Source organism: Acetobacter estunensis, assembly GCF_019083805.1.
GTDB classification, from domain to species: Bacteria; Pseudomonadota; Alphaproteobacteria; order Acetobacterales; family Acetobacteraceae; genus Acetobacter; species Acetobacter estunensis_A.
Map to the genome: position 1 here is coordinate 228,861 of NZ_JAHRDV010000001.1, position 15,133 is coordinate 243,993.

13 protein-coding genes, 1 pseudogene and 1 riboswitch are annotated in these 15,133 nt (G+C 57.1%); of the genes and pseudogenes, 9 read left to right on the top strand and 5 right to left on the bottom strand.

The annotated features are described in order from the left end of the window. The first annotated feature begins 63 nt into the window (after positions 1-63). The 7 genes from KUA11_RS17795 (at position 64) to KUA11_RS01250 (ending at position 7,471) form a co-directional block, all read left to right on the top strand. Positions 64-1,923, top strand: a complete 1,860-nt coding sequence (locus tag KUA11_RS17795; protein WP_217408842.1) for an AsmA family protein — start codon at positions 64-66, stop codon at positions 1,921-1,923. A gap of 77 nt (positions 1,924-2,000) precedes the next feature. Continuing rightward, positions 2,001-2,080: riboswitch (SAM riboswitch) on the top strand. 108 nt (positions 2,081-2,188) lie between these two features. Continuing rightward, positions 2,189-3,430, top strand: a complete 1,242-nt coding sequence (gene metZ, locus KUA11_RS01225; protein ID WP_217408843.1) for an O-succinylhomoserine sulfhydrylase — start codon at positions 2,189-2,191, stop codon at positions 3,428-3,430. 33 nt (positions 3,431-3,463) lie between these two features. Continuing rightward, positions 3,464-3,940: a Co2+/Mg2+ efflux protein ApaG gene (gene apaG / locus KUA11_RS01230; RefSeq protein WP_166313380.1), complete on the top strand. Its 477-nt coding sequence runs from the start codon at positions 3,464-3,466 to the stop codon at positions 3,938-3,940. Between the two features lie 41 nt (positions 3,941-3,981). Beyond that, positions 3,982-4,593, top strand: a complete 612-nt coding sequence (gene folE / locus KUA11_RS01235; protein WP_217408844.1) for a GTP cyclohydrolase I FolE — start codon at positions 3,982-3,984, stop codon at positions 4,591-4,593. A gap of 46 nt (positions 4,594-4,639) precedes the next feature. After that, positions 4,640-6,049, top strand: coding sequence for a tetratricopeptide repeat protein (locus KUA11_RS01240; RefSeq protein WP_217408845.1), 1,410 nt, complete (start codon positions 4,640-4,642; stop codon positions 6,047-6,049). Between the two features lie 22 nt (positions 6,050-6,071). Then, positions 6,072-6,512: a glycosyltransferase family 61 protein gene (locus KUA11_RS01245; protein ID WP_217408846.1), complete on the top strand. Its 441-nt coding sequence runs from the start codon at positions 6,072-6,074 to the stop codon at positions 6,510-6,512. Positions 6,513-6,568: 56 nt separating this feature from the next. Further along, positions 6,569-7,471: a glycosyltransferase 61 family protein gene (locus tag KUA11_RS01250; RefSeq protein ID WP_368040906.1), complete on the top strand. Its 903-nt coding sequence runs from the start codon at positions 6,569-6,571 to the stop codon at positions 7,469-7,471. A gap of 113 nt (positions 7,472-7,584) precedes the next feature. On the opposite strand, the pseudogene KUA11_RS01255 reads toward KUA11_RS01250, so the two are convergent. The 3 genes and pseudogenes from KUA11_RS01255 to KUA11_RS01265 form a co-directional block, all read right to left on the bottom strand. Next, positions 7,585-8,198, bottom strand: a pseudogene (locus KUA11_RS01255) (IS5 family transposase). 391 nt (positions 8,199-8,589) lie between these two features. Then, positions 8,590-10,614, bottom strand: a complete 2,025-nt coding sequence (parE, locus tag KUA11_RS01260; RefSeq protein ID WP_217408847.1) for a DNA topoisomerase IV subunit B — start codon at positions 10,612-10,614, stop codon at positions 8,590-8,592. 78 nt (positions 10,615-10,692) lie between these two features. Next, the gene (locus tag KUA11_RS01265; protein WP_217408848.1) at positions 10,693-11,223 is read right to left on the bottom strand and encodes a hypothetical protein; all 531 of its coding nucleotides are present in this window, start codon (positions 11,221-11,223) and stop codon (positions 10,693-10,695) included. 347 nt (positions 11,224-11,570) lie between these two features. Between KUA11_RS01265 and KUA11_RS01270 the strand changes: the two genes are divergently transcribed. Then, entirely contained in the window at positions 11,571-12,119 is a 549-nt protein-coding gene (locus tag KUA11_RS01270; protein WP_217408897.1) for a hypothetical protein, read from the top strand. A 66-nt stretch (positions 12,120-12,185) separates the two neighbouring features. Here the strand turns inward: KUA11_RS01270 and KUA11_RS01275 are convergent, their stop codons facing one another. After that, positions 12,186-12,635, bottom strand: coding sequence for an RrF2 family transcriptional regulator (locus KUA11_RS01275; protein ID WP_217408849.1), 450 nt, complete (start codon positions 12,633-12,635; stop codon positions 12,186-12,188). A 190-nt stretch (positions 12,636-12,825) separates the two neighbouring features. On the opposite strand from KUA11_RS01275, the gene cysK reads away from it, so the two are divergent. Then, positions 12,826-13,815, top strand: a complete 990-nt coding sequence (gene cysK, locus KUA11_RS01280; RefSeq protein ID WP_302480860.1) for a cysteine synthase A — start codon at positions 12,826-12,828, stop codon at positions 13,813-13,815. 69 nt (positions 13,816-13,884) lie between these two features. Here cysK and KUA11_RS01285 read toward each other — a convergent pair whose 3' ends face one another. Then, a complete protein-coding gene (locus KUA11_RS01285; protein WP_217408899.1) occupies positions 13,885-15,033 on the bottom strand; it encodes an OmpA family protein in 1,149 nt (382 codons plus the stop codon). Positions 15,034-15,133: the final 100 nt, after the last annotated feature.

The window sequence follows — 15,133 nt, forward strand, 5'->3', positions numbered from 1 at the left end:
GGGGTTTCGTGTTTTGCCGTCTGACGGCAAGAAGCACATCCCTTTAACAGGCAGGTAGTCGCCGTGCGCCGATCCACTCGTATCGCTCTCATTACTCTCGGCCTCGGCCTTGCCGCCGCGACAACAACCACGCTCGCCCTATGGCAGGTGGACCTGAGGACATTTGCGACACGCAAACTTGCCGCAGCAACAGGACGTGCGGTGCATATCGGCGCGCTCCATGTCACCCCCGGGCAATGGCTGACAGTGGACATGGACGACGTCTCCATCGGCAACATTCCCCACGGCAGCCGCCCCGAAATGATCACGCTCGGTCATCTGCACGGGCATATCCGCCTGACCTCACTGCTGCATGGTCCGATCGAAACACGCGACCTCATCATCACGCGCTTCTCGGGCCTGTTCGAGCGCACGCCCGACCGCACGCCCAACTGGCGTTTCGGCCCGCCTTCTTCTCACCCTGATACGGCTTCCAAATCCTCGGGCATGAGCGGATTTCCCGGCCTGCGTCAGGCCACCATTCATGAGAGCGAGGTCATCTACCGTTCCGCGAAAGGACACTCCTATCGCATCGGACTGGACAACGTGACGCTCGTATCGTCTGACGATCACGCGCCGCTGCGGATGAACGTATCCGGTTCTTACAACGCCGCCCCCATCGTCCTGACTGCGCAACTCGGGCCTATAACGACGCTGCGACAGAGCAATCGCCCCGCCACACTCGATCTACACGCCACGTCCGGCGATCTGACGCTCGATCTCAACGGCACCGCCACAGATCTGCTCAATTTCGACGGCGTGGATGGCGCGCTCAGGCTGAACACCCCCACATCGGCGCCCCTGATGGCGTTTGCGGGAGAAAAGCCTGATACCTTTCCCCTCGCCCTCGCTCTGGACGGCCACTTCATCCACACGGGCGATGACTGGAAGCTGAGCCATACGCATGGTCATCTGGGTGACAGTCCGATCACGGATGCCGATGTGACCTTCTCGGAAGGCAGCAAAGGTGCACCCGACCGCATCAGCGGCACGATGGATTTTTCCCGGCTGGATCTCAACGCTCTCATTTCGCCCACGAAGTCGGCGCAACCGTCTCGCCCGGACACGGACATTCCTTTTCTTGCGCCCGCCAAACCCGATCCCCTGCTGAACGTGCGGCTCTCCGCCAAGAATGTGCGTTACAATGCCCTCACCTTCACCGATGCGTCCGTCGCACTCGTGCAGAAACCCGGACTGGTGGACGTTCCTTCCCTCGTCTTTGACTGGCTGGGTGGTCACATCGCGGCTTCGGGCATCATCCGCACGGCCGCGCGCGGATCGGACATTCAGGCCAATGTGGATGTCACCCGCGCGGACATCGACCGTTTCCGCAAGCAGGCCGGTTTTGCGCCCATACCCATCAACGGGAGCCTTTCCCTGCGCGCCGCAGTCACCGCGCAAGGCGTGCGCACACTCAATCAGGCCACCCGGATCGCCGATCTTCAGGCGGTTGCCGGAATGAACGAAGGTGCCATCGCGCAGGAAGTCATCGGCGTCGCCTCCACCGATATCGGCCTGCTTTTCCGCCGCAAGGGTGGCACGACACCCGTTACCTGTCTGCTCGGCGCCCTCACCCTACATCAGGGGAACGGCACGGTGATGCCCCTGCGTATCCGCACGGGTATCGGCTCCATTGTGGGCGCGGCCCGCTTCGACCTTGTCGCCCGTCGCTTCGATCTTGCGTTTCAGAGTCGGGCAGCGGCAGCACTCGCACTCGATATTCCCATTCGGGTCAGCGGTCCGTTCGATCGTCCCGCCATTGGACTGGCCGGCTGGTCAGACGGCGGACGGGCGCTGCTCAAATCGGCAAACACGATCACAACGCTGCCTCCCGCGCTCGTCAGCTTCTCAACCGGCCGCGCCTGTCTGCGCCCTGTGCCCTGAGCACGCAACCGCCCCGACCGTCGCGCAGTTGACGCCGACCCCGCTCTTCCGCGATAACGCCTTTTCCGTCGCCCGAAAGGGACGGACCTCGTGATTTGTATGGCCGGCTTGCGGCGAGGTTAAAGAAACGCGCTAAAGAGGCTCTGGCATGGATCGGCGCATCCGCCAGGTTTCCACGGTCGATTACCCTCGCACGGGGGCGCGCTTCGATCCGTCACATCCGGGTCACGTGCTTCCTGCGGGCAGAACGGAACCGAGATCATCCATGACTGACACGACCGTCCCGTCCAATACGTCCGACATCTCCCGTTCATGGCGTTCCGCCACCCGCCTAATCCATGGTGGGGTCGAGCGCACGCCTTACGGCGAGACGAGTGAGGCCATTTTCCTCACCTCCGGCTTTGCTTATGACAGCGCCGAGCAGGCCGCCGCCACCTTCACCGGCGAAGCCACGCATTATCAATATTCCCGTTTCGGCAATCCTACGGTGGACGCTCTTCAGCGTCGTCTGGCCGAAATCGAGGGCGCGGAAGCCTGCGTTGCCACGGCCACGGGCATGGGCGCCGTCTCATCCGCCCTGCTCGCGCAGGTAAAAGCGGGAGACCGTGTCGTCGCATCCCGCGCGCTGTTCGGCTCATGCCACTGGATCATCGCCAACCTGCTCCCCCGCTACGGTGTGGAGACAGTGTTCGTGGACGGCGGCGATCTGAACGCATGGGCTGAAGCTCTGAGCAAGCTCACAGCCGCCGTACTGCTGGAAAGCCCGTCAAACCCCATGCTCGATGTGCTCGATCTGCGCGCCATCAGCGATCTTGCGCATAAGGCCGGCGCCATCGTCGTGGTGGACAACGCCTTTGCGTCTCCCGTCTATCAGAAGCCCCTCGAACTGGGGGCGGATGTGGTGGTGTATTCCTGCACCAAACACATCGACGGTCAGGGCCGCGTGCTTGGCGGGGCCATCCTTGGCCGCAAGGAATGGATCGACGAGACCGTGCTGCCGTTCACACGCAACACTGGCAATGCACTCTCCCCCTTCAATGCGTGGGTGATGCTCAAAGGGCTGGAAACGCTGAACCTGCGCGTGGACGCCATGACCCGCAACGCCGCCATCGTGGCCGACTGGCTGGCGCAGGCGCCGGGCATCGTCAGCGTCCGCTATCCGGGCCGGGCCGACCATCCCCAGCACGAACTGGCCAAAAAGCAGATGAGCGGCTTCGGTTCGCTGGTTGCGTTCGAGGTCGCGGGCGGCCAAGCGGGTGCGTTCGCGTTTCTCGATGCGCTGCGCGTGATCCTGATCTCCAATAATCTTGGAGACGCGCGTTCATTGGCCACACACCCCGCCACCACCACCCATATGAAGATCGGCCCTGAGGAACGCGCCCGTCTGGGCATTTCCGATGGCGCGATCCGCCTGTCCGTGGGACTGGAAGATTCCGCCGATCTGATAGACGATCTGGCGCGTGGCGCGGCCGCTCTCACGGCGCGCGGTTTCGCGCCCGCGCGCTGACACATCCGTTTACGGAAAAGGAAACGATCCGACATGTCCTCACGGCCACCAATGCCGCCGAAACTCTTCACCGATCCTGAAGAGGCGCTGAACGAAGCGATCGCGGCGCTGCCGGCCTATGAGGACACCACGGAGAACATCCATGTCGTCGTCCGGCCGTTCTGGCTGGATGACCAGTCCCAGCCGGACGAACAGTCCTATTGCTGGGGCTACCGCATCCGCATCGAGAATCTGGGCGACCACCCCGTTCAGCTTCTCGAGCGCATGTGGGAAATCATCGACGCGCAGGGACAAATCGAACGTATCCGTGGTGAAGGCGTGGTGGGCGAACAGCCCCTGATCGAACCGGGGAACGCCTTCGAATACACCTCCGGCGCCTCCCTCGACACACCCAGCGGCATCATGCGCGGCAGCTACCGCATGGAGGACGCGACGACCGGACGCCATTTCGACATCCGCATTCCGCCCTTCAGCCTCGACTGCCCTTATCACGCCGGTCTCGTGCACTGAGCGCGCCCCGGATTCCAGTTCCGATCAGCCAGAGAGCTTTCATGACCACATCCGTCCCGCCGTCCCGCCCCTCCCGTGAGGAGGCCGAGGAAGCCGTTCGCGTTCTCCTCAGTTGGGCCGGTGAGGATCCCCAACGAGAGGGTCTTCTGGACACGCCCTCTCGTGTGGTGCGTTCCTATGATGAGTTCTTCGAGGGCTACCAGATCAATCCCGAAGAGTTGCTGGCGCGCACCTTCTCGGAAGTGGAGGATTACGACGAGATCGTCCTCCTGCGCGATATCCGCATCGAGAGCCACTGCGAACACCACATGGTGCCCATCATCGGACGCGCGCATGTGGCCTATCTGCCGCGCCGTCGCGTGGTGGGCATCTCCAAACTGGCCCGCGTGGTGGACGCCTATTCCCGGCGCTTCCAGATTCAGGAGCGCCTGACGGCCCAGATCGCCAACACGATCAACACGGTGCTGGAACCTTATGGCACCGCCGTCATCATCGAGGCCGGACACCAGTGCATGACCACACGCGGCGTGCATCGTCCCGGTGTGTCGATGGTGACAAGCCGGATGCTCGGCGTTTTCCGCGAAAACTCCGACACACGGCGCGAACTTCTCTCGATGCTCAACCGTCCCGCACTGGGCGATCAGTTCACCTGAGCGCCACGCTCACCGCTTCTTAAACCGGTCGTGCCACCGTCAGAACATGACACGCACGACCGCCGATTCCACCGTCTCAGAACACCCTCCCGAAACCGGAGAAGCGCTTCAGCTTGCCGGACGTTTTCCTGAAGCCGAGGCGGATTACCGGGCCCGTCTCTCAGCCAATCCCGACGACGCGCGAACACTCAGTAATTACGGTGGCCTCCTCTGCTCTCTCGGCGTCTTCGAACCGGCCCTGCAAAAGCTGACCCGTGCCGTGACACTGGATCCGAAGTTAGCGGATGCGTGGTCCAATCTCGGCAATGCGCTTCAGTCGCTCCAGCGTCATGACGAGGCGATCACCGCCTATTCCAACTGTCTGCGCCTTAATCCGGGACAAGCGTTGGCCCTGAGCAACCTCGGTGTCGCGCTGGATTGTCGTGGGCAACATGAACTGGCCCAGAAGTTTCACAAGGCTGCCGTCAATCTTGCCCCCGAGAACGCCGAAAATCGCACGAACCATGCCATCTCGCTGCTTGCCAGCGGAAATTACAAAGATGGGTTCGAGGAATACGAATGGCGCTGGAAAACCCGAACCACGAAGTGGCACGGGATCGAGGGGCCGTTGTGGAATGGGGAAGCCTTTCCTGACAAGACGCTTCTCATTCACACCGAGGGCGGCTTTGGAGACATGATCCAGTTTGCCCGGTTCCTTCCTCTGGCGGCCAAACGCGGTGGCCATGTGATCGTGCGCATGCGCCCGGAACTGCATACCCTGTTGTCACATTCCTTTCCCGCTCTCACATTCGTGACGGAAAACGACCCAATTCCTCCGCACGATCTACAATGCCCGATCCTGTCTCTCCCACGCGCTCTGGGAATCACATTGGACACATTGCCTTCTTCCGAAGGCTTTCTTCATTCCGATCCAGAGAAGGTCCGTTTCTGGGCAGAGCGGTTGACACAGGACACGCCCGGTCAACGCCCTCTGCGCATCGGTCTCGTGTGGGCTGGTGCGCCGCACAGGGAAATTCGTGAAGCAGAAATCGCCGATCGCAGGCGTTCCACCACACTCGCCACACTCGCACCTCTGGTCCGGAGTGCCCCGGAAGCCGTGTTTTACAGCCTGCAGATCGGTGAACAGGCGTTTCAGGCCAAAACACCGCCTGTCGGCATGCGGCTTATCGATCACACAGCCGATCTGCACGATTTTGAAGACACGGCGGCCCTGATCTCCAACCTTGATCTCGTGATTGCCGTGGACACCTCCACAGCCCATGTAGCGGCGGGACTTGGTAAACCCGTCTGGCTCCTGTCGCGCTACGACCAGTGCTGGCGCTGGCTCTCCGGCCGAACCGACTCACCTTGGTATGACACGGTAAAAATCTATCAGCAGGATCGACCGCTGGACTGGTCGGGACCACTGAAAATTTTAAAAAATAATTTAGAAATTTTATATAAATCTTTCAAATAAAATGAATTAAAGGGATAATAAAGTGAAATATCAACAAGCAAATACAGACCTTTTTGGGCTAAAAGTAATAGACGAAGAGCCAGAAACAAATATATATAGAAATATTTTATACATACCAAGATCAAAACTAAACACAGATAAAGACGTGGAATATGGAATATATGATCAATTTGGAAGATTGATAACCAATGCTTCTACAAGAAGGGGATGGCCAAACCATTCTGTTGGACAATCCACTTCTTCTTGCATCAATCCATTAGGAGATCATAATCGAGCTGAAGATTATATTTATTTTTATGGAGGCCACATATCAAACCATTTTGGACATTTTATTACAGAGACATTGCCTAGATTTTGGTGTCAACCACACATATATCAAAATAAAAAAATTTTAATACATAGCGCTTTTGACTTAAATTATCTTTTTTCATTAGCTTGGGTTAAAAAATTTTTTCCTTTTTAGATCTAAAGAAGGAAAATTTCATTATTTTCAATCACGCAACAAAGATACATAATTTAATTGTTTCTGCCGCGTCTTTTGAAGAAAATCATTTTTCTCACAAAATTTTTGCAACTTTTTGCAATTCTCTTGGGCATCTTCATGGTCAATCTTATGAAACAACAAAACCGATTTATCTTTCTAGATCTCGTTTTTCAGGTATGCGCAAATTTAAAAACGAAGAAAAAATTGAAGAGCACCTCTCAAAAATGGGATTTGATATTGTTCACCCACAAGAACATAGCATTGAAATTCAATTAGGCATTTTTAATCCCGCAAGACCCGTCTGCGGATTTATTGGCTCTGCGTTTCACAATAGCATTTTTTCCTACTCACCAAAAGGAATCGCTCTTTGTCATGGTGATCGGTATTCTTCCAATTTTTATTTAATGGACAAAATAAATAATGCAAAAATATCCTATGTACAAACACCAAGTTTACAGAAAAATAGCGATCATTATGGTGATATGGTTATCAAAGATCCAGAACACTTAAGTCTTTTCATTTATGATTTAATAAAATCTAGAATATGGGAAAACTCAAATTCTCAAAAAACAGAACATAACCACGGTGTTATTGAGAAATATAAATTAATTAGTATCCATAATAAATTTCTTCTAGTAGAAAAACGCACTGGAATCGTAACATCCAAGAATGAAAAAACAGATGACTATGAATATTTATACGTAAATTTCACAGATAAAAACAATGCGTTTATAGAATCAGAAAGCAAAATATGCTTAACACTACAAGGTGAATCACGATGCCTTCGGAAAATTAAATATGATATTTACAGAGATGGTAATTTTGTATCATTTTTAAATAAAACTCAAAATAGATTTCTCTCATCATCACCGGACGGAAAATTAATGTGTGACAGAAAAGAATTGCACGAATGGGAATTATTTAAATTGGTAAAGTAAAAATTAATTATGTAAACAGAAAGAACTACATAATGACATAAATATATAAATTATTGATATGTCATATGAAAAAACGCATCACCCCGGTTAGCTCTCAAAATCTTTTTGGAAATTCAAGGATGAGCGTTTCGGCGTAGCATGATGTTTCCCATAGCAATGTGGAGCATGGCTTCTGCGACATCGATTCACTGTTCGTAGTCCTTTACCAGGCGACGCCAGCGGATAACATCAAGGATCATCTGACCGCCTGCGCTGTCTGAAATATCGGCAGGAGTGAGCCTGACCAGAAGAAGCCGGCCATCCGTATCAACCGCGATGTGGCACTTGCGACCAACGATCTTCTTGCCTGCGTCAGAACCCCGGCCTGCCACATGGGCGCCTTGATGCTTTGGCTGTCGATAACACCGCCTGAGGGACTGGCCTCGCGTTCAGCTGCCTCCCGATCCAGCATTAGACAGACATCATGAATGGTCTGAAACAGAAAACGGCGCATCAACCTGCAGAACCACCAGTAAACCGTCTGCCATGGACCGAAGTGAACCGGCAGCATCTCCCACCCGCAGCCTGGACGAACACGATAACGTAGCGCATTGATGATCTCACGGAAATCCGTTGTCCGCTTCCGGCCACGCCGGTGCACAGGCGACATCAGAAGTGTTACGCTCTCCCATTCCTTATCGGTCAGGTTAGACGAATAGCGTCTCGTTTTGCGCGTGATCCCGGCCACCCCGCCTCGCTACTCTGGCGTCCACATTCGTAGCTTGAATCACGCGCCGCACTTCTTAAAAACCCGGTATATCAAATTTCCAAAAAAGGCTCTTACAATCTCCCCCCTTCACAGGGCAACCCAATCCGACAGGCTGCTAATGGCCTGTACAATATAATAGAGTTTCACGGCAGGATCTCCATTTTCTTCGAACCGAATATGAATAGTGCTTCAATCACCATTCCCTTAGCAAAGGTCGACCTCCCCTTGCATGATGGGGCAACTTCCTGTTCGAGAAGCTTTACTTAATCTTCTTATCTATTCCCGCCTTTAATATGTTTTATTCTCTATGTTAAATAAAAACCCTTCTTTACTACTACTATTATAAAATAAAATGAATTACCCATAGATTTCAGATATCCAGCGTGTCCACAGACTGAGACTGGGCGTGCTCCTGAATGAACGCGAACCGCAGTTCGGGTTTGCGCCCCATCAGGCTCTCCACCCGCTCGCGCGTTTCCATCCGGTCTTCAGGCCGCGCCACGACACGCAAAAGCGTGCGCCGTGACGGGTCCATGGTTGTTTCCTTCAGATCCTTGGGCGGCATCTCGCCCAACCCTTTGAAGCGCGAAACTTCAACCTTGGCGTTGGCCTTGAACCCTGAACGTATCTTTCGCTCACGATCGGCGTCATCCATCGCATAGATCGTCTTCGCTCCTTGCGTGAGACGGTAGAGCGGCGGTTGCGCGAGGTAGAGGCGTCCGGCCCGGATCAACTCAGGCAGTTCGCGATAGAAAAAGGTCATAAGCAACGACGCGATATGGGCACCATCCACATCGGCATCCGTCATGATGATGACGCGACCGTAGCGCAGCTTGGTGAGTTCGAAGCGATCTCCCACTCCACACCCCAGAGCCTCGACCAGATCGCTCAGTTCCTGATTACCTCGTAGCTTTTCTGCCGACGCGCTGGCCACGTTCAGTATCTTTCCTCGCAGTGGCAACACTGCTTGAGTCTCACGGTTGCGGGCCTGCTTGGCGGAGCCGCCAGCGGAATCGCCCTCCACCAGAAATATCTCGGTTTCCGCTGCCCGCTCGCGCGTGCAGTCCGTCAGCTTGCCCGGCAAACGCAAGCGCCGGGTCGCGCTCTTGCGCGGCGTCTCTTTCTGCTCACGACGACGCAGACGATCTTCCGCTCGCTCAACCACGAAGGCCAGTAGAGAATCGGCCTGCGTCGGGTTGGCCGAGAGCCAGTGATCGAAACGATCCCGCAATGCGGTCTCGACCAGTTTTGAAGCTCCCGCGCTGGTCAGCTTTTCCTTGGTCTGCCCCTGAAACTGCGGGTCACGAATGAATACGGAGAGCTGCGCTGCGACAACACCAAGAATGTCCTCCGCCGTGACGATGCTCGCCCGCTTGTTAGAGCGTTGCTCACCCCACACACGGAAACCCTTCACGAGAGCCGTGCGGCACCCTGCCTCGTGCGTTCCTCCCTGCGGCGTGGGGATGGTGTTGCAGAACGAGAGGAAACTAGAGGTACCGGATTCGAGGAAGGCGATAGCCCATTCCACCCGACCGCCGTCATCCGGCAACGCCGCCTCACCAGCCCATAGCGGTGCCAGAAGCAGCGCATTGGGACCAAGTTCGTCCGAGAGACTATCCGCCAGACCACCCGGGAAATGAAGGACTGCCTCGACGGGCGTCGTGTCTCCCGCCTTGATCAGCGTAGGATCGCAGGCCCAGCGGATCGTCACCCCACGAAACAGGAACGCCTTGGAGCGGCACAGACGGTACAGGCGAGCAGGTTGAAAAACGTGGGAGCCGAAGATTTCGGGATCCGGCCGAAAGCGGATCTGGGTGCCACGCCTGTTGGGCACGGCTCCTACCTTTTCCAGCGGTGTCTGCGGGATTCCGCGTGCATAAGTCTGACGCCACAACACCCGGTCTCTCGCCACCTCCACCTCAAAGCCTGAGGTCAATGCGTTGACTACGGACGATCCCACACCATGCAGACCACCCGATGTGGCGTAGGACTTTCCGGAGAACTTGCCGCCCGCATGAAGCGTGGTGAGAATGACTTCCAGCGCCGAACGGTCGGGAAAACGCGGGTGCGCATCGACAGGAATGCCGCGTCCATTGTCGCGGATGGTCAGCCAGTTGTCGCGCTCAAGCGTGACGTCGATGGTCGTCGCATGGCCCGCGACAGCCTCATCCATCGAATTGTCCAGAACTTCGGCGGCGAGATGATGCAGGGACGTTTCATCGGTGCCACCGATATACATGCCCGGACGACGCCGTACAGGCTCCAGCCCTTCCAGCACCTCAATGGCGCTGGCATCGTAGTTCCCACCGGACGAAGCCAGCGACTGGGAAGGAGAAGCGGAAGGCTCGGTCTTCTTGGGCGAGGAAGAACCGGCACTCGAGAAGAGATCGCTCATGCCGGGTCTGTCCCTCTTCACGTCTGATTCGTCAAGAACGCCCACACACGGATCGTGACCCGGGCGACGAAATCTCGATCAGATCTTGCGCACCGCGCGGCGGGTTGTACGGCGTGTCCGCGTACTCTTCTCGACAGCAGGAGCCGCACAGGTCTCATAGACCGCTGGCTGCATGATGTCTTTGGCCTGCGCGTAATTGGACAGATCGTGCGCATTATCGAGTGCTGCGACTTCATCGAACATGCCCAGACGCTGCTCACAGAAGATCGTGCCTGACTGTAATCCCCGCTCGGATTGAACATTGGCAAGCTGGGTGATGTAATCGTCATGCTCACGCTGGGCGCTTTTTCCATACATCTTGCGGAAATAGCTATTCAGCTCGGACTCTTCCGCCAGAAGCGTGCTGCGAAACTTGCCAACAAAAGCGTTGTAACGGTCCTGCACCTTGCATGAGAGCGCCGTCACCATCAGCTCGCTCTTGAGACCCTGCACATCGAAGGCTTCGCGCGCCGGGGAACGGCCACAACTGGCGGCCGAGGCTGCGGAACCGAACGAAAGGCCGAGAAAAACCGTTCCGGCAACGGCAAGACGAAGAAAGGCAGAGGCCATGATCGAAGTCTCTCCAGAGAATGAGCGCGGCCGAGATATGCACACGTGGCGCGCCGGTGGCGAGTGTCTTTGTGAAAGTGTGATATCAGGTAATTCTGTCAGATGGCTGTTTTATCGGAGAAATGGCCATACACAAGGGGCCAGCATGCCAGTCATGCAGCCCGAAAGCCGTTTTCGTGCCTGCTTTCCGCCCGCTGACGGAAATACGCGCCTCTTGCATGTGCGGACGGTGGCTTTCAACCACTGCGCGGATGCTCTAGAGCGTGTCGCGATAGCGTTGGATGGCGGAGTCGCCGCCAGACAGCGTGCAGGAAACGATATTCGGCAACCAAGGCGGAGTCTCCGACGTGCGATTGCGAATTCTGGCCATGCCCGTCATGGCCGCCGGCTTTCTGGCCGGATGTACTCATGGTCCCGCTCCGGTCGGTGTTCACGGCACGCCCGATCCTTACCGCAACGTCCGCAATTCGGCCGTTTGCCAGACCACGCCTCCGGTCGCGGGACCGAATGGTGCGCTGGTCAGCACCATGACCGTCCGCAGTGACGATGGACGCTGCGTGCTCTCGGTCACACCGCCCGATGGAGGAGCTTACGCTTCCTTCGGCGTGTCGCCCGAGCCCGAACATGGCAAAGCTTTTCTGTATGGTCTCGATGGACACACACAGATCGCCTACACACCGACACTCGGCTATGCGGGCAACGACACCTTCACGACCATCCTGATCCGTGGCCCCGGTCAGAAGCGTGATACTCTCATCGTGAACGCTACGGTGGACGCCACAGGTGTCGCCGTTCCCAAGCCGGCCGTCACAGCGCCGGAGACCAAGAAGGTCGAAACCAAGGCGAAGACCACCACTCGTCGCCGGGTCACGAGCGCCGCGCGCCGTCGCCGCTAAAGCACAACGACGGGACATTGTGGTCACGACAAACGGGAGGGCTTCGAGCCCTCCCGTTTTGTATTCTCAGATCGAAAACATAATCGGCTCGGCCATCGGCCGGCGCAGCCCCGCGGCTTCTGCCTTGCGCACCAGATCATCCAGCGTCAGGTCTCTGAAGCGCTCCACAATCTTCTGATCTTCTTCACGCCAGAAAGGATCCAGAACCTTGGTGAACAGATCACCGGTTGATCCTTCTTCTCCTTCGCTGTCGGGAGCAATGATCGTGGAGACGATATCCGCAAGACTGATGTCCCGACGGGGCCTGCCCAGCCGATAGCCACCACGTGGTCCGCGCACACTTTCCAGCAAGGAGGACCTCGAAAGAGTTTGAAGCAGCGGCTCGATCCCACGGCGCGCAAGCCCGGCTCGGGTAGCGATGTCTGCCGCATTCACAGTCCCGCTTCGACCAGCATGAAATGCCACATCCAGCATGATCAATATCCCGGTCATCGCGCGATCACGTCGCAGCAGCATGCCGCCTCTCCTCTCTCGGTCTTTTTCACGATGATACCCGACAAAATGACGTCTTGCGACATATGCCGTCCAAGAAAGTGAAAAATCCCCTCCCAGACATTATCCACGTCAATCCGCCGTGCTATCGTCCCTGTCTTTGAGGGGGAAATCCCCATTTTCCTTTTCCACCCAGAAACAGGAAGGCTCCCGCATGGCCGCACATGACCTTTCCCCCGACATGATTTTCTCACTCGCGCCCCCACGCGGACGCGTATTCGACTCCATTGTCGATGTGGTGGGAGGAACGCCCCTTGTCGCCCTGCCCCGTATGACAGCGGAAGATGGTCTTACAGCCCGCGTTCTGCTCAAGCTGGAGTTTTTCAATCCACTCGGCTCGGTGAAGGATCGCATCGGCGCCGCCATGGTTCTGGCGGCTGAGCGCGAAGGCATCATCACACCGGGACGCAGCGTTCTGGTGGAGCCAACCTCCGGCAACACAGGCATCTCCCTCGCCTTTGTGGCGGCCTCCCGAGGATACCGCCTGATTGTGACGATGCCCGAAGGCGCTTCCATCGAACGACGCAAAATGCTGCGTCTGATGGACGCACAGGTGGAGCTCACTCCTTCGCGGCTCGGCATGGCTGGCGCCATTGCCCGGGCGCGCGAGATTCTGGACACCACGCCCGACGCATGGATGCCGGGCCAGTTCGACAATCCGGCCAATCCTCTGGTGCATGAGGAAACCACGGCCGAGGAAATCTGGCAGGACACAGCAGGCAGCGTGGACATCGTCGTCGCCGGGGTCGGGACTGGCGGCACGGCCTCGGGTGTGGCGCATGCGCTCAAACGTCGGAAAAAAGGGGTGGAAGTCTTTGCTGTCGAGCCGGTCGAAAGCGCTGTTCTAAACGGCGACGAGCCGGGACCGCACGGCATTCAGGGCATTGGGCCGGGTTTCTGCCCCGCCACGCTGGACGTGCAGGCGCTGGACGGCGTGATCGCCGTTTCGGAACGTGAAGCTATTGCCGCCGCGCGCCGCTGTGCCCGCATGGATGGCATCCCTATCGGCATTTCCTCGGGCGCTGCACTGCATGCCGCCACGCAGTTGGCGAAACGTCCCGAAAATGCGGGCAAGACGATCGTGAGCATCGCTCCATCATTTGCAGAGCGCTATCTGTCCACGCCGTTGTTCAACGGTCTGTAGGAAAAGAAAGGCCCGACCAGCATTCCTGCGGTCGGGCCTCGCCCCTCATCAATGAAACCGTAACGCTTCTCAGCGCAGTATGATTTCCACACGTCGGTTCTGCGGCTCCCGCGTGTTGTCACCCGTCGGCACCAGAGGATGCGTCTGTCCGAACCCCTGAACCTGAATCAGCGATCCCGCCACGCCGTCGCGCACCAGTTCCGCCTTCACCACGTTCGCACGCCGCAGCGACAGTTCCATGTTGTAGCGCTCGCCCCGCTTGCCGGGATGAGCGGCGGAAGTGTCGGTGTAGCCTGACACCTCGATCCGCGTGAGCGCCGTGTGGGACGTGGCCTGCGCGGCTACGGCCACGATCGCACGCGCACGATCGGTCAAATCACTATGATCCCAGTCAAAGAAAACGAGATAGGTCCGGGCGCTGGCAGGCACCGGCACCAGCGGCTCCGTCTGAGGCGGTGGCGGAGGAGGAGCCGGATTGAACTCGTAACGCAGGCCCAGCATCAGTGAATGGTTGAAGTCGGTCTTGGTGTCGTGATGTCCACCCGCCAGACCTTCTTCCTTGGGCAGATTGGTGCTTCCTCCGACATTGCCATATGCAACGGCATTGTAGGATTGCGGCGCGAGCATGGTCCAGAAGCGATATTCCGCCGTGGCGGACAGACCCACAACCCACGGCACCGGGAACGACAGCCCGAACATGCCCTGATAGGTGAAGCCGCCAAAGGTGCCGCGCATGCTCTCCTGAATGTTCCGCCCCGGCGACATGGAGCGGAAACTCGCATCCATATGACTCCACCCATAGCCAATGCCAGCACCGAAATAGGGGAACAGCCAAGGCTTACCGATATCGAGATCGAACAGCGCATTGGCCATGAAACCATAGGTCTGACGTCGCCCGTCGCCTTTGGTTTTCATCGTGGCCGTGCCCAGATCGCGATAATCCGAATTGCGGTAGTTGCCTTCCATCTCGACACGGAAACCGTTGCCGAGACCATACCCAACCGAACCCAGTCCGACCGCGCCGGTTTTCCAGCGGTCACGACCATAAGGCAGAGAGCGACTCATACGAACCTGCTGGTCCTGATTGAACGTCGCACCGCCTTCGCCTGCGATGTACCATCCCTGCACAGGCTGTGCATGGGCTGCGGAAGCAAGAAGACCGAGGATGAGCGGCGCCGACAGGACAGACCCTGCAAGAAACCCTTTACGCAGCTTCATCACCTTCTCCTCATGTCCGCTTCGCCGATCCATTTCCTGCGGATCGTAAGCGACGCGACCGGCACCCATACCCATTCGTCCCGCCCTGTTTTGCTGAAAC

What these genes read in the sequence shown, in the direction of transcription:
- metZ (WP_217408843.1), top strand. Translation starts at nt 2,189, where the DNA reads ATGACTGACACGACCGTCCCGTCCAATACGTCCGACATCTCCCGTTCA.
- apaG (WP_166313380.1), top strand. Translation starts at nt 3,464, where the DNA reads ATGTCCTCACGGCCACCAATGCCGCCGAAACTCTTCACCGATCCTGAA.
- folE (WP_217408844.1), top strand. Translation starts at nt 3,982, where the DNA reads ATGACCACATCCGTCCCGCCGTCCCGCCCCTCCCGTGAGGAGGCCGAG.
- KUA11_RS01240 (WP_217408845.1), top strand. Translation starts at nt 4,640, where the DNA reads ATGACACGCACGACCGCCGATTCCACCGTCTCAGAACACCCTCCCGAA.
- parE (WP_217408847.1), bottom strand. Translation starts at nt 10,614, where the DNA reads ATGAGCGATCTCTTCTCGAGTGCCGGTTCTTCCTCGCCCAAGAAGACC.
- KUA11_RS01265 (WP_217408848.1), bottom strand. Translation starts at nt 11,223, where the DNA reads ATGGCCTCTGCCTTTCTTCGTCTTGCCGTTGCCGGAACGGTTTTTCTC.
- KUA11_RS01275 (WP_217408849.1), bottom strand. Translation starts at nt 12,635, where the DNA reads ATGCTGCTGCGACGTGATCGCGCGATGACCGGGATATTGATCATGCTG.
- cysK (WP_302480860.1), top strand. Translation starts at nt 12,826, where the DNA reads ATGGCCGCACATGACCTTTCCCCCGACATGATTTTCTCACTCGCGCCC.
- KUA11_RS01285 (WP_217408899.1), bottom strand. Translation starts at nt 15,033, where the DNA reads ATGAAGCTGCGTAAAGGGTTTCTTGCAGGGTCTGTCCTGTCGGCGCCG.